At 60.0% G+C, this 18,280-nt stretch carries 20 protein-coding genes; 5 read left to right on the top strand and 15 right to left on the bottom strand.

The genetic code is table 11. The features are described from left to right. The 4 genes from cysW to CFB10_RS05025 all read right to left on the bottom strand — a co-directional run bounded on the left by cysW (position 1) and on the right by CFB10_RS05025 (position 4,013). Entirely contained in the window at positions 1-888 is an 888-nt protein-coding gene (cysW, locus tag CFB10_RS05040; protein ID WP_020012071.1) for a sulfate ABC transporter permease subunit CysW, read from the bottom strand. Positions 889-891: 3 nt separating this feature from the next. Further along, positions 892-1,725, bottom strand: a complete 834-nt coding sequence (gene cysT, locus CFB10_RS05035) for a sulfate ABC transporter permease subunit CysT (protein ID WP_020012072.1) — start codon at positions 1,723-1,725, stop codon at positions 892-894. A 61-nt stretch (positions 1,726-1,786) separates the two neighbouring features. After that, complete coding sequence (gene cysP / locus CFB10_RS05030; RefSeq protein WP_020012073.1) at positions 1,787-2,773, bottom strand: thiosulfate ABC transporter substrate-binding protein CysP; 987 nt, start codon at positions 2,771-2,773, stop codon at positions 1,787-1,789. 169 nt (positions 2,774-2,942) lie between these two features. Continuing rightward, positions 2,943-4,013, bottom strand: a complete 1,071-nt coding sequence (locus CFB10_RS05025) for an enoyl-CoA hydratase/isomerase family protein (protein ID WP_026364010.1) — start codon at positions 4,011-4,013, stop codon at positions 2,943-2,945. Between the two features lie 282 nt (positions 4,014-4,295). Here CFB10_RS05025 and CFB10_RS05020 point away from each other — a divergent pair, with 282 nt between their 5' ends. Continuing rightward, positions 4,296-4,553 carry a DUF2934 domain-containing protein gene (locus tag CFB10_RS05020; RefSeq protein ID WP_020012075.1) on the top strand — a complete coding sequence of 86 codons (258 nt, stop codon included), beginning with the start codon at positions 4,296-4,298 and terminating at the stop codon, positions 4,551-4,553. Positions 4,554-4,620: 67 nt separating this feature from the next. On the opposite strand, the gene CFB10_RS05015 is transcribed toward CFB10_RS05020, so the two are convergent. Continuing rightward, positions 4,621-5,427 carry an SH3 domain-containing protein gene (locus CFB10_RS05015; RefSeq protein ID WP_026364011.1) on the bottom strand — a complete coding sequence of 269 codons (807 nt, stop codon included), beginning with the start codon at positions 5,425-5,427 and terminating at the stop codon, positions 4,621-4,623. A gap of 257 nt (positions 5,428-5,684) precedes the next feature. Here CFB10_RS05015 and ubiG point away from each other — a divergent pair, with 257 nt between their 5' ends. Beyond that, a complete protein-coding gene (gene ubiG, locus CFB10_RS05010) occupies positions 5,685-6,437 on the top strand; it encodes a bifunctional 2-polyprenyl-6-hydroxyphenol methylase/3-demethylubiquinol 3-O-methyltransferase UbiG (protein WP_003507037.1) in 753 nt (250 codons plus the stop codon). 38 nt (positions 6,438-6,475) lie between these two features. Here ubiG and CFB10_RS05005 read toward each other — a convergent pair whose 3' ends face one another. The 4 genes from CFB10_RS05005 to CFB10_RS04990 are packed head-to-tail and all read right to left on the bottom strand — an operon-like array spanning position 6,476 to position 8,899. Beyond that, positions 6,476-6,904: a DUF1178 family protein gene (locus CFB10_RS05005; RefSeq protein ID WP_020012077.1), complete on the bottom strand. Its 429-nt coding sequence runs from the start codon at positions 6,902-6,904 to the stop codon at positions 6,476-6,478. Further along, a complete protein-coding gene (locus CFB10_RS05000; RefSeq protein WP_026364012.1) occupies positions 6,901-7,761 on the bottom strand; it encodes a carbon-nitrogen hydrolase family protein in 861 nt (286 codons plus the stop codon). Before CFB10_RS05000 ends, CFB10_RS05005 begins: the two co-directional genes overlap by 4 nt. A gap of 31 nt (positions 7,762-7,792) precedes the next feature. Next, positions 7,793-8,047, bottom strand: a complete 255-nt coding sequence (grxC, locus tag CFB10_RS04995) for a glutaredoxin 3 (protein ID WP_020012079.1) — start codon at positions 8,045-8,047, stop codon at positions 7,793-7,795. 60 nt (positions 8,048-8,107) lie between these two features. Continuing rightward, positions 8,108-8,899, bottom strand: coding sequence for a ComF family protein (locus CFB10_RS04990; protein WP_026364013.1), 792 nt, complete (start codon positions 8,897-8,899; stop codon positions 8,108-8,110). Between the two features lie 143 nt (positions 8,900-9,042). Here CFB10_RS04990 and CFB10_RS04985 point away from each other — a divergent pair, with 143 nt between their 5' ends. Continuing rightward, positions 9,043-9,924, top strand: coding sequence for a methyltransferase domain-containing protein (locus tag CFB10_RS04985; protein WP_026364014.1), 882 nt, complete (start codon positions 9,043-9,045; stop codon positions 9,922-9,924). 10 nt (positions 9,925-9,934) lie between these two features. On the opposite strand, the gene CFB10_RS04980 is transcribed toward CFB10_RS04985, so the two are convergent. The 6 genes from CFB10_RS04980 to CFB10_RS04955 form a co-directional block, all read right to left on the bottom strand. After that, positions 9,935-10,156, bottom strand: coding sequence for a Flp family type IVb pilin (locus tag CFB10_RS04980; RefSeq protein ID WP_020012082.1), 222 nt, complete (start codon positions 10,154-10,156; stop codon positions 9,935-9,937). Between the two features lie 70 nt (positions 10,157-10,226). After that, positions 10,227-10,541, bottom strand: a complete 315-nt coding sequence (locus tag CFB10_RS04975) for a hypothetical protein (protein ID WP_020012083.1) — start codon at positions 10,539-10,541, stop codon at positions 10,227-10,229. Between the two features lie 278 nt (positions 10,542-10,819). Next, the gene (mutT, locus tag CFB10_RS04970; RefSeq protein ID WP_020012084.1) at positions 10,820-11,233 is read right to left on the bottom strand and encodes an 8-oxo-dGTP diphosphatase MutT; all 414 of its coding nucleotides are present in this window, start codon (positions 11,231-11,233) and stop codon (positions 10,820-10,822) included. Next, positions 11,230-12,006: an N-acetyltransferase gene (locus tag CFB10_RS04965; RefSeq protein ID WP_020012085.1), complete on the bottom strand. Its 777-nt coding sequence runs from the start codon at positions 12,004-12,006 to the stop codon at positions 11,230-11,232. The genes mutT and CFB10_RS04965 overlap by 4 nt, the downstream gene beginning before the upstream one ends. An 18-nt stretch (positions 12,007-12,024) precedes the next feature. Beyond that, positions 12,025-13,266, bottom strand: a complete 1,242-nt coding sequence (gene argJ, locus CFB10_RS04960) for a bifunctional glutamate N-acetyltransferase/amino-acid acetyltransferase ArgJ (RefSeq protein WP_020012086.1) — start codon at positions 13,264-13,266, stop codon at positions 12,025-12,027. A gap of 88 nt (positions 13,267-13,354) precedes the next feature. Further along, the gene (locus CFB10_RS04955; RefSeq protein WP_026364016.1) at positions 13,355-14,218 is read right to left on the bottom strand and encodes a peptidylprolyl isomerase; all 864 of its coding nucleotides are present in this window, start codon (positions 14,216-14,218) and stop codon (positions 13,355-13,357) included. Between the two features lie 242 nt (positions 14,219-14,460). Here CFB10_RS04955 and secA point away from each other — a divergent pair, with 242 nt between their 5' ends. After that, positions 14,461-17,178, top strand: a complete 2,718-nt coding sequence (secA, locus tag CFB10_RS04950) for a preprotein translocase subunit SecA (protein ID WP_020012088.1) — start codon at positions 14,461-14,463, stop codon at positions 17,176-17,178. A gap of 147 nt (positions 17,179-17,325) precedes the next feature. Beyond that, entirely contained in the window at positions 17,326-18,219 is an 894-nt protein-coding gene (locus tag CFB10_RS04945; protein ID WP_020012089.1) for a DMT family transporter, read from the top strand. Positions 18,220-18,280 lie beyond the last annotated feature (61 nt).

Below are 18,280 nucleotides of genomic sequence, written 5' to 3'. Positions count from 1 at the left end.
TCAGGTCTCCGTGGCGATGGCGGCGTCGCCGTTGGTCTTCTTGGCCCCGCGCCCGGCGCCGCGTCGTTCCAGCGCCACCTTGGCGATGATGGTGACGACGGCGAGCAAGGCCAGGATGGAGGCTGACGCGAAGGCGCCGGCCGTCTGGTAATCATGGTAAAGCAGCTCGATGTGCAGCGGCAGCGTATTAGTCTGGCCGCGAATATTGCCCGATACGACCGATACCGCGCCGAATTCACCCATCACGCGGGCGTTGCAGAGCACGACGCCATAAAGCAGCGCCCATTTGATATTCGGCAAGGTCACCGAAAAGAAGGTGCGCCAGCCGGATGCGCCAAGAGAGGTCGCCGCCTCCTCAAGATCACGGCCCTGCGCCTGCATCAGCGGGATCAGTTCGCGCGCCACGAAAGGCGCGGTCACGAACATCGAGGCGATGACGATGCCGGGCAGCGCAAAGAGTATCTTGATGTCATGCGCATCGAGGAACGGGCCGAACAAACCCTGAAGGCCGTAAACGAAGAGATAGGCGACGCCGGCGACGATCGGTGAAATGGAAAAGGGTATTTCGATCAGCACCAGCAGGAAGCGCCGGCCCGGGAAATCGAACTTGGTGATCGCCCATGCGGCCGCGACCCCAAAGGCGGTATTAACAGGCACGGCGATCAGCGCCGTCAATACCGTCAGCATGATGGCGTGGCGGGTATCGGGATGGGTGATGGTAGCGGAATAGACCTTCCAGCCCTGCGAAAAGGCCTCGACGCCGATGATGACAAGCGGTGCGACGACCAGCAGGGCGCCTATGACGAGCACGAAGGCGATGAGACTGCGGCGAACAAGAGGCGCATCACCAACACGCGGCGGCTTGCGATGTGAAGAAACGGCGCTCATGTTTCAGCCCCTCACCGTGTAACGAAGCGCACGCGCCTGCAGGTAATTGGTCACCGCCAGCATCACGAAGGCGGTGATGAGCAGCACGGAGGCGATGGCGGCGGCCGCCTGATAATCATATTCCTCCAGCCGGATGAAGATCAGCAGCGCGGTGATCTCCGTCGAAAACGGCTGGTTGCCGGCGATGAAGATGATCGCCCCGAATTCGCCGAGGCTGCGGGCGAAGGACAGCGACAGACCGGCGAGCAACGCCGGCGTCAGGAGCGGCAGGATGATCTTGCGGAAAATCTCGAGATCGGAACCGCCGAGCGATTGCGCCGCCTCTTCCAGCGCCGGATCAAGGTCTTCCAGCACCGGCTGCACGGTGCGCACGATGAAGGGCAGGCTGGTGAAGGCCATCGCCACCATGATGCCAAGCGGCGTATAGGCCACCTTGATGCCGAACTGGGAAAGCACCGAGCCGAACCAGCCGTTGCCCGCAAAAAGCGTCGTCAGCGCAATGCCGGCAACGGCGGTGGGAAGCGCAAACGGCAGATCGACGATGGCGTCCACAATGCGCCAGCCCGGAAAGCGGTAACGTGTCAGCACCCAGGCAAGCGCCACCCCGAAAATGACGTTGAACAGCGTGGCGGCCAGCGCACAGAGCACCGTAACACGATAACTGGCGACGGCGCGCGGCGAAGAGATGATCGACCAATATTCGGCAGGGCCAAGGCTTGCCGCCTTGAACACCAGCGCCGAGAGCGGCAGAAGCACGATGATGGCGACATAAGTCAGGGTAACGCCAAGGGACAATTTCAGCCCCGGCAGAACATTCCGTTTCAAACCCGCCCCCATCAATCAAAAAGCGACCCGGCAGTTTCCCGCCGGGTCCTTTATCTGTCCTTTGTCGTTGTGATTAACGGCTGCCGTAAAGCGTATCAAGCGTCGCGCCGGATGCAAAATGCTCTTTCTGGATTTTGTCCCAGCCGCCGAAGACGTCATCGACATTGACGAGGCGAATGGCGGGGAACTTATCCTTGAATTCGCCAACGACCTTTTCATTGTGAACGCGGTGGCCGAATTCGGCGGCGATGCGCTGGCCTTCCTCGGTATAGAGGAAGTCGAGATAGCTCTTCGCCAGATCGCGCGAGCCGCGCTTGTCGACCACCTTATCCACCACGGCCACCGGGAATTCGGCGAGCAGGCTGACGGAGGGCACAACGCCTTCCACCTTGTCGGCGCCATATTGCTTGGCGATGCCGCGGGTCTCGGCTTCGAAGGTGATCAGCACGTCACCGATTTCGCGTTCCACGAAAGTGGTGGTGGCGGCGCGGCCTCCGGTGTCGAAAACAGGCGTGTTGTCGAAGATTTTCTTGACGAATTCCTGGACCTTTTTCTCGTCGCCATTGAACTTCTCCTTGGCGTAAGCCGTAGCGGCGAGATAGGTGTAACGGGCGTTACCCGAGGTCTTGGGATTGGGGAAAACGATCTTCACATCGTCACGGGCGAGATCGTCCCAGTCCTTGATACCCTTGGGATTGCCGGCGCGCACGAGGAAGGACGGGAAGGAATAGAACGGCGATGCGTCGTTTGCAAAATCCTTCTTCCAGTCGGCGGAAACAAAGCCCTGCTTCACCAGAAAATCGACATCGGTCACCTGGTTGAAGGTGACAACATCGGCTTCAAGACCCTCGACAATGGCGCGCGCCTGCTTGGAGGTGCCGGCATGCGACTGGTCGACGGTTACGCCCGGATGCTGCTTGATGAACGCCTCGTTCTCGGCCGCAAAAACTTCGCGGGCGACATCGTAGGATGCGTTGAGGATGGTGGTCGGAGACTGCGCCTGCGCCGCACCTGCAAAAAGAGCGGCAACAGCAGTACCGATAATGAGAAGACGTTTCATGAATACCCCCGGCAATTCGAATGGTGCTCAACATAGCGGGCGGCGGCAACAGCTGCGAGAAACAGACATGCTTTACAGGCGCGCGGATTGGAAATTTCGCCCAAAGAGAACCGATTTCAAAGGTGATGATTTCATATACGGCAAGAAGCCGGATTTCTTTTGCGCCATCCTAAAGGCGATGATCGGGAAACAGATTGCCGGAATGCCCGGCAAAATAGGGCGCAAGGTCCTCCTCCCGCACCTCTTTTAGCCGTGCCGGCTGCCAGCGGGGATTACGGTCCTTGTCGACCAGAGCCGCACGCACTCCCTCGTAAAAATCGTGCTGGCGCAATATCTCCGTGCCGGCGGCAAATTCCCGCTCCAGGCATTCGATAAGGCTCGCGCTTTCGCGGCCGAGGCGCAGCAGCTTCAGGGTCAGTTTCAGACTGGTGGGAGAGCGCTTTTGCAGGACCTCTAGGGTCTCGCGCGAAAACGCATCCTGTCGCGCCGAAAGCGCGGCGAAAATCTCCTCAACCGTGTCGAAACGGAATGTCGCGTCGATGATATCCCGATTTATGGATAAAACGCCTTCATCGGCCTCAACTGCCTGCGCCGTGATCGCCGTCTCGATGCTGTCCATATCCGCGGCCTTCGACAGGTCTTGGACCAGACCGTCGAGACGGTCCGAAGGAACAATATGATCGGCAAAGCCGGCATAGACGGCGTCGGCGGCAGTAACGGCGTTGCCCGTCAGCCCCAGCCAGGTGCCGCATTCGCCCGGCGCTCGTGGCAGCAGCCAGGAGCCGCCGACGTCAGGAAAGTAACCGATGCCGGTTTCCGGCATGGCGAGTTTTGTGCGTTCGGTGACGATGCGGTGGCTGCCATGGGCTGAAATGCCGACACCGCCGCCCATGACGATACCGTCCATCAGGGCAATATAGGGCTTGCTGAAGCGGGCGATGCGATAGTTGAGCGGAAATTCTTCCCGCCAGAAATCAAGCACCTGCGGGTCGCCCGCCTTACCGAGATCGTGAATGATACGGACATCGCCACCGGCGCAGAGCCCCCTGTCGCCTTCTCCGCTCAACACCACACAGGAAACATCCGGATCCTCCTCGAAACGCTGAAGCGCCTGAAACAGGTCGCGCACCATCGGCAACGTCAGGCTGTTGATCGCCTTCGGGCGGTTGAGGCGAATGATGCCAGTCCCTCCCCGCTTCTTAACGATGACCTGCGCATCCGCTTCCGTTGTCTGTTCCAAGACCGCCTCCTCCACTGCCCATTTATGCGGCCATCTTGGCGGCCTCGGGCCGATCACGCAACGTTGATCTTCTCTTGCAGGAACGTCTTTCGCTCAAACCGCTTTAACGGGCAGAAAATGCCAAAAATCCGATTTCGCAATGCAGCATGTTTGCTTGACGCCCGGAAAATCATGGCATGTAATGGGTCTGGAAATGCCGGCATTGATTCCTGTCGAGCGTGTGCCGGACCAAGCGAAATGTCGCCTTCTCAAAGGCGCTGTAAACAGCAACGGGAGACGAGCATGCAGGTTTCGGAACACGAATGGATCAGCAAACGGGCATATACACTCTGGGAAAAGGAAGGCCATCCCCAAGGTCGTGACGCGCACCACTGGGAACAGGCAAAACATGAATTTTCGCTGCTGAAGACATCGGAAGCGACAAAACCCGCAACGCGCAAGAAGGCCGCTCCCAAAGCCGCCACTGTCGAAAACGCATCGGAAGCGGAAGCCCCGGCAAAACCCAAGAGCCGTGCCCGCAAGGCTGCCGCCACGAAATAAGGGCTCGTGCCGTTAAGCTGAAGCCACCAATGAAAAAGCCCGACGAAATTCGCCGGGCTTTGTCTGTTTAGCGCGGGTCACAACCCGGATCGCCGACCCGGCAGCCATCCCGGAGGTTTTCCGACGCAGGCGCACGGCGCGGGTCATCCCACTGGCGACGCTCGGCAGGAAGCCGGCCCTCATTCTGATTTGGCTGGCGATCGCGATTACGATCCCGGTTCTCATCTTCGAAGCGCCGGCGATCGTCATCGCGACGGGGCCTGTCCTGATTTCTGTCGCCCTGGTTCCAGTCGCCATAACGACGTTCCCAGCGTCCGTCATTCGGACCGCCGCCCTGACGGGGATCGCGCCACTCGTCACGACGACCATCGCGCCAGTCGTCCCGGCGTCCGTCACGCCACTCGTCACGCGGACGTGGGCGATCCCATCCGGCGCTCGGCGGCGGGGCGTTCCAGTAACCGCCTGATGGCGGCGGACGACGCCAGCGGTCGCGCTCGCGGTAGAAGTCGCGGTCGCGATAATAGCGGTCCCAATAACGGCCGACCTCGAAGGTGATCACCGGCACACCAAGATCGCGGTAATAACGCGGCTCGACATAGACCCGGTTCTGCCGGTAGGTCGTGGCAATGTAACGCCCGGCCACCCAGCCGCGACCGCCCACAAACGAGACGTCACACCACGGCGTATCGGAAAGGCAGCCGTGGACGGTGAGCGGCGCGCCATTCGGGATCACCACAACAGCCGGATAGGCCGTGCTCGGGCCGGAGCGCATATTCACATTCGCGGTGGCGAAACCGCGCGTCGCAGCCTCGGCAAGTGCCGGCGCGGCGAGCATGGCCACCAGCGCAATTGCGCCAAACAGTTTTTTCTTCACTTCTTTCTCCTCAAGCAAAGGCCCGCTTTGCCCTTGTCGGCATCCACCATTTTCGATGGACGAGTATGCGTTCCGCATACTGCCACGATCGGAAAATACGCGCTGCTGCATGAACGCAGCATGAAACAAATGAGGGGGCGTATCAGTTCCACCTGCGGCAATGAGCGCCCGACAAATTGCCGCCGGAATGGACGGCCGGTCTTGACTTCGGGGGGCAATCATCCGACTTCAATGCAACAGCAATATGGAGCAGAACCATGAGCGAAACCGCACAGACGACCGTCGACCAGAGCGAAGTGGATCGCTTCTCCGCGATGGCTGCGGAATGGTGGAGCCCGACCGGCAAGTTCCGCCCATTGCACAAGTTCAATCCGGTGCGGCTCGAATATATCCGCAACCGCATCTGCGACAATTTCGGCCGCGACCCGAAGGCGCACCGCCCGCTGGAAGGGCTGCGCATATTGGATATTGGCTGCGGCGGCGGCCTTCTCTCCGAACCCGTTGCGCGCATGGGCGCTGATGTGGTGGGCGCCGATCCCTCGGAAAAGAATATCGGCATCGCTTCCACCCACGCCCGCGAAAGCGGGGTAAGCGTTGACTACCGCGCCGTGACCGCCGAACAGTTGCAGGAAGCCGGCGAAACCTTCGACGTCATCCTCAACATGGAGGTGGTCGAGCATGTGGCCAATGTCGATCTCTTCGTCACCACCTGCGCGAAGATGGTGCGGCCCGGCGGATTGATGTTCGCGGCCACCATCAACCGCACGCTCAAAGCCCGGGCACTGGCGATCTTCGCCGCCGAAAACGTGCTGCGCTGGCTGCCGCGCGGCACTCATCAATATGAAAAGCTCGTTCGTCCGGAAGAACTCGAGAGGCCGCTGGTGGCAAGCGGCATGGATATCATCCACCGCACCGGCGTCTTTTACAACGTGCTGCAGGACCGCTGGAATCTTTCACCTGACATGGAGGTCAACTACATGATGCTGGCGAAACGACCGGCGCAAGGCTAACGCCGGGCGCGATCTGAGTGATGTCATTCTAAAGAAATTCAGTTGACGTCATCAGGCAAGACCGGCAGCGGCGCGATCTCTATACCCTCATCCAGCAGGGCCCTGGCTTCCTGCGCAGAGGCATTGCCGATGATGCCGCGCTCATCCGCTTCGCCATAATGGATTTTGCGCGCCTCTTCGGGAAATTTATCGCCGACATCCTCGGCACTGGCGCGGATATTGGCGACAGCCTCGCGGATTTGCGCCATCGCCTCTTTTCTGGCAGTATCCATGGCGAGCGTCTGGCGTTCGTCTTTCTTGCGGGCGGTAGAGACCGAAGGCGCCATCAATAGCTTTGATACCTGCACGGAATTGCAGACCGGGCAGGACAGGAAACCGCGCTGCAACTGATTGTCGAAATCGTCGCTACCGGCAAACCAGCCTTCGAACTCATGGCCCTTTTCACAGGCCAGCGCATAACGGATCACGCCGCTTCACCTCCGGCAGGTTTCAGGGGAATGACAGTGTCCAGCCCGAACTCGCGGGCATTGCGCAGATTGGGAATTTTGCCACGCGCGGCAGCCACCATCGACGTGTCGATCTCGGCGAAGATGATCTCTTCTCCGGCGCCGCCGGCAATGGCCAGAACCTTGCCCCAGGGATCGATGATGATGGAATGGCCAAAGGTCTCGCGCCCGTCCTCATGCACGCCGGCCTGCGCGGCGGCAATGACGAAAGCGCCATTTTCGATGGCGCGGGCGCGCAGCAGGATCTCCCAATGCGCCTCCCCCGTCTGCCGGGTGAAAGCCGCCGGGACCGTCAGAACCTCTGCACCGGCCAGCGCTTCAGCGCGAAAAAGCTGCGGAAAACGGACGTCGTAACAAATTGCAAAGCCGAATTTCGCCAGCGGAAGTTCGGCGATACGCGCGACTTCGCCGGGTTGATAAGCAGCGCTTTCGCGCCAGCTTTCACCATTGTCGAGATCGACATCGAACATATGGATCTTGTCATAGCTGCAGATGCGCGAACCATCCGGCGCGAAGAGAAAACCGCGATTGGCAATCTTCCCATCCGGCCGGGCAATCGCGGTCGAGCCGACATGGACATGAATACCGAGTTCACGGGCGAGACGCGCGGCCGTCGCAACGATGACATCGCCATCGTCATCCCGCAATTGCGCGCGCAGCGCCTGCCTGTCCTTCTGGATGGCGCCCGTCATTTCCGGGGTCTGCACATAAACGGCGCCCTCAGCTGCAGCCGCACGCACCAGCCGTTCCATATCGGCGGCGTTTTTTGCCGGATCGACGCCGGAACGCATCTGAATGGCGGCAGCCTTGAAACTCATCACATCCTCCATGCCCGCAAATCGCGGCCGATCAGGCGGCCAGCAGCGCGTCCAGCTTACCGGCGCGCTCCAGCGCGTGCAGATCATCACAACCGCCCACATGCTCGCCGTTGATGAAGATTTGCGGGAACGTTGTGCCGCCGGATTTCTCGATCATTTCCTGCCGGTATTCCGGTGTCGTCGTGGCGTTATATTCCGCGTAATCCACGCCCTTGCTGTCCAGCAGCGCCTTGGCGCGCGCGCAATAACCACAAAAATCCCGCGTATAGATCGTTACCGGTGCCATGTTTTCAAAGCCCTCGCAAACGTGCGGTAAAACGCACGATAAAGTCATGTCATTCAGGTTTCATATAGGGCCGGAAATGGCCATTGCAAAGGTCAAAACCGTCACATCCGCGGCACCGGCCTTGCGCAGGGCGCGGCTTGCCGCACCCACCGTTGCGCCGGTGGTATAGACGTCGTCCACCAGCACCACGCGCTTGCCATGGACATCACCTTCACGGCCGGGCGCAAGCGAGAAAGCGCCGCGCATATTGTCCCGCCGGGCAAGGGCCGAAAGCCCCACCTGCCGCTCCGTCGGCTTCACGCGCAGCAACGCGCCGGCGAGCAAGGGCTTGCCGGCGGCCTTGGCCAGATGCCGCGCAAGCTCGGCGGATTGATTGAAACGGCGGCGCAGGAAACGGTGACGATGCAATGGAACGGGCACGATGCAATCACAGGCATCCACCGTCCCGTCACTTGCCCTCAGCATCCACAGCGCCATCAGGCGGGCGAGATCAGTCCGGTCCTGATATTTCAGCCGGTGCACGAGCTTGCGGGCGGTTCCCTCATGGCTTGCGACGGCACGCAGCCGGTCAAAGGGCGGCGGTTCGGCAATGGCCCGCGCGCTCACAAAACCGTCTCCGTGATCCCGTGCGAAGGGCATGCCCAGAACCTCGCAAAAAGGGCGATCTATAAAGGCCACCTCCCGCCAGCAATCCGCACATAAGGCAGCCTCGCCACCGGTCATGCGGGTGCACCCCGCGCAGGTTGGCGGGTAAACCATACGGAAGGCCGCGCGCCACATGTCTCCCACTGCCGCCGGCACGGCCGCGGACCTCGACAACAACCCCGAAAACAGACTTTCACCAGCGCCCATGAGGTTGACTTTACCGCCGAACGGGTGCCTTTGCGAGAGCGATAGTTCTATCCCGACACGGGGAAGATGATGCCCGCAGCGGCATGAGACCAACGATACGGCCCGCCGATTCCAAAGGCGCTTGAGGCCGAGCAGGCAAGATGATGGATATTCTCTTTGACCAGGCCCTGATCGAACAAAACCGTCACCGGGCGTGGGCCAGACGCGATGACAAGGCCCTGTTTCTTCTCGATATGGCGGCCGAAGAGCTGGCCGACAGGCTCGCCATCGTCGAGCGCCAGTTCGAGACCGCGATCGAACTTCATGGCGGAACCGGCGTCACGGCGCGACGCCTGGCGGAGACCGGCAAGGTGGACACCATTCGCCGTATCGAAACCGAAAGCTCTTTTGCAACGGATGCGAATGTTCCCGAGGTTGCTTCCATGGAGCATCTGCCGCTTGAAGAGGCCTCCGCCAATCTCATCGTTTCACCGCTTGCCCTGCATCTGACCAACGACACTCCCGGCGCGCTGATCCAGATCCGGCGGGCATTAAAACCGGATGGCCTGTTTCTCGGCGCCATTCCCGGCAGCGGCACCCTGCAGGAACTGCGCGATGTGCTGCTGACGGCAGAGGCCGAACTGACCGGGGGCGCCAGCCCGCGTGTCATTCCTTTCGCCGATGTACGCGATGTTGGCGCGCTTTTGCAGCGCGCCGGGTTTGCGCTCCCGGTTACCGATGCGGAAAGCTACACGGTGCGCTACGATTCGATTTTCCCGCTGATGCGCGACCTGCGCGCCATGGGCATGGCCAACCCGCTGGCAAGCCGCAGCAGAAAACCGCTCAACCGCGCCTTTTTCCTGCGCGCAGCGGAGCTTTACGCCGAGCGGTACTCAGATGCTGACGGGCGGATAAGGGCGACATTTTCGATTATTTACGTATCAGGCTGGGCGCCGCACGAAAGCCAGCAGAAACCGCTAAAGCCAGGTTCCGCCAAGGTGCGGCTTGCCGATGCCTTGAAGACAACAGAGGTGAAGCTGTCCTGAGCGATCAGCCCTACGGGTTCGACTTAGCAAAAGTGTCTACGATGAACTGAAACACGGCATTGATATTGGTGCTGATGTCACCTGCCCCAGCGATGAGGGCGGCGGAAAGCAGCCCCGCGATCAGGCCATATTCAATCGCTGTCGCACCGTCTTCGTTTTTGCAGAAATTGATAAAAAAATGCGGCACAGGATATTCCCCATCCACCATCCGGTGCGTTTCGACAACCGGCATCTGCCCTGTTGAAATCAACACCATCCTAGGTCGATGACGTGAGGAATCCGTTACCGTTGATGGTAAACGATCAGCAACCGCTCTCGTTGCTGTAACCCGTGACCACGCAGGGCATCTCCGGCATCGGCTGGGTGATGCTGCGACGGATGGAATAGGTCTTGCCGATATCGGTCTTCTTGATGGAGCCCGTGCTGATCATGTCGTAATTTTCGGGAAACTGCGCCACGCGCGTGGTGGATTTTCCGGCAAGCATGGGGGTGATGATCAGGGAAAGGGCGATAACCGCCGTGCCGAACAACAGCGCCACATTGAGTACGCCGGTGCGACGGGATTTGTTGGAATATAAATGACGACCTTCCACCGTCTTCCAGAAATCCTCGTTCATGACCAACCTCGTCTCGCGCAGTTTACCGCTTCTTTAGCTTAACAATCTGCCAGAGGGTGCTGAACGATCTCTTAACACAGCCCCGTTTTGGTACGGCAAAGCGCTGGCAACAGGGCATTTTCACGAAGCTGTGACGGAATGATCTTACAAGGGTGGATAGATCGCTGGGAAAGGCCCGAGGATGACGTCATGCTGAGGCGAGCAGCCTCGCACTCGACGAGTGGTACTCGACAGGCTGATATCCCTACCGAATTGCGCGCAAACGGCACGCCGCCAGCTTATAGCAGATCCTGCAGGAAGGGGATGAGCGGCTCATCGGCCGGCGGCATGGGGTAATCACGCAGAGCCTGCGGCTTTACCCATTTCAGCGCCTGCCCTTCCCGGCCATGCGCGATGCCCTCATAACGGCGGCACACGTAAAGCGGCATCAGGAGGTGAAAGGTCTCATAGGTGTGGCTTGCAAATGTCAGCGGCGCAAGACAGGCGACCTTGGTTTTGATACCCAGTTCCTCGTCCAGTTCGCGCACAAGGGTTTCCTCGGGCGTCTCGCCATGCTCCACCTTGCCGCCCGGAAACTCCCACAGGCCCGCAAGCGATTTGCCTTCAGGACGCTGCGCCAGAAGAATGCGGCCATCCTGATCGAGGAGCGCGCAGGCGGCGACCAGCAGAATTTTTTTGCCCGCTTCGCTCATTCGCCTGCCCCCTTGCGCCAGTAGCGATAACGATAAGCCTCGGAGAAGCCAAACTTCTCATAAAGGGCGATTGCCGGCGCATTGGCGGTATCAACCTGCAGCCAGGCGCTTTTTGCACCGCTTATTCTGGCCCAGCGCAGCGCGGAGGACAGAATCTGCGTGCCGAGACCCTTTTTGCGCTGCGATTTCACAACATCGAGCGAGAGAATGCCGGCGAGATCATTATCCTGAACACAGATCACGGTCGCGAGCGGATTGCCTTCCACTTCCTCATTGATAAAGAGGCCAAGCGTCGGCTTGATCGAGCTCACGATTTCCGCAATCGCCGGGCGCAGCGCCGGGTCGCCGTCGCTCACCTTGATACTCGCCTCGACAAAACGGCCGATATCGTGGCTTGGCAGGCTGACCAGCGTTTCCGGCAGTTCCATGCTGGAAAGATCGGCCGTCATGACCATTATCTCTTCGAACACGGACCAGCCGTCATTCACCAGAAAATCCCTGAGCTGTGGCGGCATCAGCGTCGTTTCGCGCACCACCAGCGGTCTGCCGAAATCTTCGAAACGCTTGCGCGCCTTTTCCAGCCGTACTGCACTGTTTCCGTAGTCGGAAGGGTCCAGCGGCACCACGCAGTTGATCCGCTTGGAGGGATGCGAACCCGTCAGGCGGATTTGCCAGCTGCCGTCATAAATCACCGACGATGCAGGCCATGCCCGGAAGCTGACGGCTTCCAGACGGCGAACCAGCGGCAGATTGACGGCCTTGTTGTCCTGCATTCTCTTCGGCTCCAACGGTCAGCTCCGGTAGTCGCCGTTGATCGCAACATATTCCTTCGTGAGATCGCAGGTCCAGACAGTGGCCGTGCCCTGACCGAGACCAATATCCACCTTCACGGGAATGTCTTCGAGACGCATCACCGCGGTCGTCTCCGTTTCCGAATAGTCGGGATCGCGCTCGCCATTCACGGCCACGCGCACGCCGCCGAACCAGATCGCGAGACGGTCGCGGTCGGCCATTTCTCCGGATTTGCCGACGGCCATGACGACGCGGCCCCAATTGGCGTCTTCGCCCGCAACCGCGGTTTTCACCAGCGGCGAATTGGCGATGGAAAGGGCGATCTTCTTGGCGGCAGCATCATTTTCCGCGCCAGTGACAGTAACTTCCACCATCTTGCGCGCGCCTTCGCCGTCGCGAACCACCTGCAAGGCAAGGTCCTTCAGAAGATCGTTGAGGCTAGCGCGGAAGCCGGCAAGGCGCTCGTCATCGGCGCTCGTCACCTTCACCTGGCCGTCTTCAGCCGCAGCACCCGTGGCAAACAGCATCAGCGTGTCGGAGGTGGAGGTGTCGCTGTCGACCGTCACGGAATTGAAGGTAGGGCCGACACCGGCGGAAAGCAGGGATTGCAGGGCGACGGGCTCGATATCCGCATCCGTCACCACGAAGGAGAGCATCGTCGCCATATCAGGCGCGATCATGCCGGCGCCCTTGGCGATACCGTTGATGGTAACGATGACGCCGCCGATTTCGGCAGTGCGGGTCGCGACCTTCGGATAGGTATCGGTCGTCATGATCGCCTTGGCGGCTTCCTGCCAGAAATCGGCTTCGGCCATGCCGTTCATATCGCCCAGAACACCGGCGAATTTGGTGGCGTCCAGCGGCTCGCCAATCACGCCAGTCGATGCGAGGAAAACCTCACCTTCGGAGCAGCCGACGGCGGCGGCGGCGGACTTCGCCGTCAACTCGGTTGCGGCCTTGCCCTTGAGGCCGGTGAAAGCATTGGCATTGCCGGAATTGACCACCACGGCACGCGCCACACCGCCACCGAGATTGGCGCGGCAGAAATCGACGGGGGCCGAGGGGCACTTCGATTTGGTGAAGACGCCTGCAACGCTTGCCGGCGCGTCGAACACCATCAGGAGAACATCCGTGCGGTTCTTGTACTTGATACCGGCGGCGGCCGTCGCCATGCGAACACCGCGCAGCGCGGGCATGTCGGGATAGGATTTCGGAGCGAGCGGGGAAACGGCAACGGACATGGGAAGCGCCTGAAATTCTGGAAAGGAGGATCTGGGAATGCCTGAGATGAAACGGGGCGGCCCATAGCCGCCCCGTAACCTGAAAGTTTTACTGCTGCGGCTGAGCCTGCTGTTCCTTCGAGGCTTCGTCGTAGCCCTTCTTCAGCGTCTCATCCATGATTTCGATCTTCTGGTCAGCCTTTGCCTTCTCGATGAGGGCAACGTACTTGTCACGCATGACAAGCTGACGAACCTGCGGCTCGACCTGCTCGAAAGCCGGCGGCGGGGCGATGCGCTTGTCTTCCAGCTTGATGACGTGGAAGCCGAACTGCGTCTTCACCGGGGTCTTGGTGTAAGCGCCCTTTTCGAGGCCGAAAGCGGCTTCTTCGAATTCCGGCACCATGCGGCCCTTGCCGAACCAACCGAGGTCGCCGCCGTCATCCTTGTTGGAATCGGTCGACTTTTCCTTGGCGAGGGCTGCGAAATCCTTGCCCGAATCAAGCTGCTTGATGATGTCTTTCGCTTCGTCCTCGCTGGCGACGAGAATGTGCGCGGCCTTGATTTCTTCTTCCTGCGGCAGGGCTGCGACTTCCTTGTCGTAGCGCGCCTTCACCTCATCATTGGTGACAGCTTCGACCACGTGCTTGCGGAAATAGGCGTTGTGCAGCTCACGGTCCTGGATGAATTCCATGCGCTTCTTGAAATCTTCAGTCTTTTCCAGACCTTCGGCGCTGGCGTTCTTTACCAGAAGCTTGACGTCGATCGCGCCGGAAAGAGCTGCGACCTTCTTCTGCTCGTCGGGAAGCTGCGCGAGCTGCGGATCGAGGTTGCTCATGGCGAGGTCGAGTTCGGACTGGTGGATTTCCAGATCGCCAACCTTGGCGACAACCTTGTCTTCCTGTGCGAAAGCCGGAAGCTGGAGGCCGAGCGTGGCCACAATCACCGCAGCCGCAATTTTATTATAGCGCAACATTTTGAACCTTTCGGGGACAATGCCGGCTCCAGACATGGTTTCCGGCTCTGAAAAAACTTCCAAACACCGGATTGTGGCCATTCTGTAACGGGCAGAACCGTTGACATCATTTGCCCCCCCTCTTATCTGTCACGCAACCTCGCGTCCAGATACGTTGAAGGGCGAAGTCCGTCATTTGTGCTGAAAACAGCGTGACGGAGAAAAGCGCCCGGCAAAACGGAATTTCAGAAAGGGCCAGTAAGATGGTCAGTCTCGGCGGTATAGCCCGCAAGTTGTTCGGTTCGGCAAATGATCGCCGCGTCCGCTCCTATAAAAGCAAGATCGCAGCCATCAATGCGCTGGAAGAGGCCACCAAGGCGCTCTCCGACGAGGCGCTGGCAGCCAAGACCGCCGAGTTCCGCCAGCAGCTGGCAGACGGCAAGTCGCTGGACGACCTGCTGATCCCGGCTTTTGCCGTGGCCCGCGAAGCATCGCGCCGCGTTCTTCACATGCGTCCCTTCGACGTGCAGCTGACGGGTGGTATGATCCTGCACGGCGGCGCCATCGCCGAAATGAAGACGGGTGAAGGCAAGACGCTGGTGGCAACGCTTGCGGTCTACCTCAACGCGCTCGCCGGCAAGGGTGTGCATGTCGTTACCGTCAACGACTATCTTGCCCAGCGCGACGCCGCCACCATGAGCAGGCTTTACCGCTTCCTCGGCCTCACCACCGGCGTCATTGTTCACGGGCTGGACGACGACCAGCGCCGCGAGGCCTATGCCTGCGACATCACCTACGCGACGAACAACGAACTCGGCTTCGATTATCTGCGCGACAACATGAAATATGACCGCGCGCAGATGGTGCAGCGCGGCCACAACTACGCGATCGTCGATGAAGTCGACTCGATCCTGGTCGACGAGGCGCGCACGCCGCTCATCATTTCCGGCCCGCTGGACGACCGTTCCGATCTCTACAACACCATCGACGCCTTCATTCCGCTGCTGGCACCAGAAGATTACGAAATCGATGAGAAACAGCGCTCGGCCAACTTCTCCGAAGAAGGCACCGAAAAGCTCGAAAACCTGCTGCGGCAGGCGGGCCTCCTGAAGGGCGAATCGCTTTACGACGTCGAAAACGTCGCCATCGTCCATCACATCAACAATGCGCTGAAGGCCCACAAGCTCTTCACCCGCGACAAGGACTACATCGTCCGCAACGACGAGATCGTCATCATCGACGAATTCACCGGCCGCATGATGCCCGGCCGCCGTTATTCCGAAGGTCAGCATCAGGCTCTCGAAGCCAAGGAAAAGGTGCAGATCCAGCCGGAAAACCAGACGCTGTCCTCCGTCACCTTCCAGAACTACTTCCGCATGTATGAAAAGCTGGCCGGCATGACCGGTACGGCCTCGACGGAAGCGGAAGAATTCGGCAACATCTACGGCCTCGACGTCATCGAGGTGCCGACCAACCTGCCGATCCAGCGTATCGACGAGGATGACGAGGTTTACCGCACCGGCGAGGAGAAGTTCCAGGCGATCATCACCGAGATCAAGGCGGCGCATGAACGCGGCCAGCCGGTTCTGGTGGGCACGACCTCCATCGAGAAATCCGAGCTTCTTGCGCATATGCTGCGCCAGTCCGGTTTCTCCGACTTCCAGGTTCTGAACGCCCGTTACCACGAGCAGGAAGCCTATATCGTTTCGCAGGCCGGTGTTCCCGGCGCCGTCACCATCGCCACCAACATGGCCGGCCGCGGTACCGACATCCAGCTCGGCGGCAACGTCGAGATGCGTCTCGAGCGCGAGCTGGAAGGCATGGAACCGGGTCCGGAGCTTGACGCCAAGGAAGAGGCCATCCGCGCCGAGATCAAGGTGCTGAAGGAAAAGGCGCTCGCCGCCGGCGGTCTTTACGTCATCGCCACCGAACGCCATGAAAGCCGCCGTATCGACAACCAGCTGCGTGGTCGTTCCGGCCGCCAGGGTGACCCCGGCCGTTCGAAATTCTACCTTTCGCTTCAGGATGACCTGATGCGCATCTTCGGTTCCGAGCGCATGGACAGCATGTTGCAGAAGCTCGGCCTGAAGGAAGGCGAAGCGATCGTCCATCCGTGGATCAACAAGGCGCTGGAACGCGCCCAGAAGAAGGTCGAAGCCCGCAACTTCGAGACCCGCAAGAACCTTCTGAAATATGACGACGTGCTGAACGACCAGCGCAAGGTGATCTTCGACCAGCGTCTCGAGCTGATGGAAGCCGACAATATCGGCGAAACCGCAGCAGACATGCGCCACGAAGTCATCGAGATGCTCGTCACCAAGCATGTTCCGGAAAATGCCTATGCCGAACAGTGGGATATTGCGGGCCTCAAGGCCGGCATCGCCCAGTTCCTGAACCTCGACCTGCCGGTAGAGGACTGGGCCAAGGAAGAGGGCATCGCCGAGGACGATATTCTCCAGCGCGTCACCGAGGCCGCCGACAAATACGCCGCCGAGCGCGCGGAACGTTTCGGCCCCGAGATCATGACCTATGTCGAACGCTCGGTCATTCTCCAGACGATCGACCATCTGTGGCGCGAACATATCGTCAATCTCGATCACCTTCGTTCCGTCGTCGGTTTCCGCGGTTATGCCCAGCGCGATCCGCTGCAGGAATACAAGGCGGAAGCCTTTGAACTGTTCCAGGCCCTGCTCGCCAATCTGCGCGAGGCCGTTACCGCCCAGCTGATGCGTGTGGAACTGGTGCAGCAGGAACCGCAGCAGCCGGAACTGCCGGAAATGACCGCGCATCACCTCGACCCCAATACGGGCGAAGATGAAATGGCGCAGGGCATGCAGCCCACGCCCGTCAATTTCGTGCCGGCCGAGGAACGCGATCCGAACAACCCCACCACCTGGGGCCGTATCGGCCGCAACGAAATGTGCCCCTGCGGCTCCGGCAAAAAATACAAGCACTGCCACGGCGTTTACGAACAGGCGTAAGGCGCTTGTTGTCAGCCTGAAATCAATCGCCCGTAACCCGCGTTACGGGCGATTTTGTTTGGGCCGGGTCATTGCCGGTGAGCCGACTGTTGACTGGTCTCGGCGCTTTCCATAAGGGAGCCTGATCATTTTCTGGAAACTGCTTCCATGGCCCCTCGCGATCTCGCCGCCTATATTTTTCTCGCGCTCGCGTGGGGAGTCTCTTTTCTGCTGCTTTTACAAGTCGTAGCTGCCTTCGGCTGGATCGGCGCCGTCACGCTTCGTTCGCTCATGACCGCTGCCGCCCTCTTTCTCATTGCGCGGACGGTGCGCCGAAAACTGACATTCTCGGCCGGCTGGCGCGCCTTTACGATCGTTGGTGCGACAACGGTCGCGGGGCAACTGATCGGCCTGTCCTACGCCACACCGCAGATCGGCACCGCCATGGCCGCCATATTGGTGGCGACCATTCCGCTTTTTTCCATGCTCATCTCTCAGCTATGGGGTATTGAGCGTCTGACGCGTCAGGGCATTGCCGGTCTCGTTATCGGCTTTGCCGGCATCGTTCTGCTTGTCGGCTTTCCCGCCGTTCCCGTTACAACCACCTTCATCATCGGCTGCGCCGCTGCTGTCGCCGCCTGCATCTGCGCGGCCTATGGCAGCAATTTCGCCAGCCGCCACCTGAAGGGCGTAGGTTCCTGGGAAATCACCATAGGCTCATTCCTGACAGGCGGCCTGATGACCCTGCCGCTTCTCTTCGTGGTCCCATTGCCGAAAACACCTGATCTCATCGATTACGGTTATCTTTTGATACAGGCGGTGGTCATGAGCGGCCTTACCTACATCACCTATTTCAAGCTGGTCTCTTCGATCGGCGCAACCAAAGCGATCAGCGTTGAATTCGCCGTCACCGTCGTGGCGGTTCTCGTCGGTGCTTTGGTGCTGGATGAGCCGCTTTCGCTTCCCCAGCTTTTCGGCGCCGGCATCATCATTTTGGGCTGTGCGCTGGTCCTTGACCTTATGCCCAAGAAAAAGGCTCCGCCCACCCCTTCCGGCGCGTGAAGAATTTATTAGCGTTTTCCACCAATAGTCGTGCTGGTCGCTGCTGATCGCGTTTGCGGCG

Origin of the sequence: Agrobacterium sp. 719_389 (genome assembly GCF_900188475.1) — a bacterium.
GTDB lineage: Bacteria > Pseudomonadota > Alphaproteobacteria > Rhizobiales > Rhizobiaceae > Agrobacterium > Agrobacterium radiobacter.
The sequence above is the reverse complement of the archived record's forward strand: the minus strand, read 5'-3'. Positions and strand labels throughout refer to the sequence as shown.

Bases quoted from the DNA above. Each gene is read 5' to 3' on its own strand.
- secA (WP_020012088.1), top strand. From the start codon at position 14,461: ATGGTCAGTCTCGGCGGTATAGCCCGCAAGTTGTTCGGTTCGGCAAAT.
- CFB10_RS04975 (WP_020012083.1), bottom strand. From the start codon at position 10,541: ATGAACGAGGATTTCTGGAAGACGGTGGAAGGTCGTCATTTATATTCC.
- CFB10_RS04985 (WP_026364014.1), top strand. From the start codon at position 9,043: ATGGATATTCTCTTTGACCAGGCCCTGATCGAACAAAACCGTCACCGG.
- CFB10_RS04965 (WP_020012085.1), bottom strand. From the start codon at position 12,006: ATGCAGGACAACAAGGCCGTCAATCTGCCGCTGGTTCGCCGTCTGGAA.
- CFB10_RS04945 (WP_020012089.1), top strand. From the start codon at position 17,326: ATGGCCCCTCGCGATCTCGCCGCCTATATTTTTCTCGCGCTCGCGTGG.
- CFB10_RS04955 (WP_026364016.1), bottom strand. From the start codon at position 14,218: ATGTTGCGCTATAATAAAATTGCGGCTGCGGTGATTGTGGCCACGCTC.
- grxC (WP_020012079.1), bottom strand. From the start codon at position 8,047: ATGGCACCGGTAACGATCTATACGCGGGATTTTTGTGGTTATTGCGCG.
- cysT (WP_020012072.1), bottom strand. From the start codon at position 1,725: ATGGGGGCGGGTTTGAAACGGAATGTTCTGCCGGGGCTGAAATTGTCC.
- cysP (WP_020012073.1), bottom strand. From the start codon at position 2,773: ATGAAACGTCTTCTCATTATCGGTACTGCTGTTGCCGCTCTTTTTGCA.
- CFB10_RS04990 (WP_026364013.1), bottom strand. From the start codon at position 8,899: ATGGGCGCTGGTGAAAGTCTGTTTTCGGGGTTGTTGTCGAGGTCCGCG.
- argJ (WP_020012086.1), bottom strand. From the start codon at position 13,266: ATGTCCGTTGCCGTTTCCCCGCTCGCTCCGAAATCCTATCCCGACATG.
- CFB10_RS05000 (WP_026364012.1), bottom strand. From the start codon at position 7,761: ATGAGTTTCAAGGCTGCCGCCATTCAGATGCGTTCCGGCGTCGATCCG.
- CFB10_RS05020 (WP_020012075.1), top strand. From the start codon at position 4,296: ATGCAGGTTTCGGAACACGAATGGATCAGCAAACGGGCATATACACTC.
- ubiG (WP_003507037.1), top strand. From the start codon at position 5,685: ATGAGCGAAACCGCACAGACGACCGTCGACCAGAGCGAAGTGGATCGC.
- mutT (WP_020012084.1), bottom strand. From the start codon at position 11,233: ATGAGCGAAGCGGGCAAAAAAATTCTGCTGGTCGCCGCCTGCGCGCTC.
- CFB10_RS04980 (WP_020012082.1), bottom strand. From the start codon at position 10,156: ATGCCGGTTGTCGAAACGCACCGGATGGTGGATGGGGAATATCCTGTG.
- cysW (WP_020012071.1), bottom strand. From the start codon at position 888: ATGAGCGCCGTTTCTTCACATCGCAAGCCGCCGCGTGTTGGTGATGCG.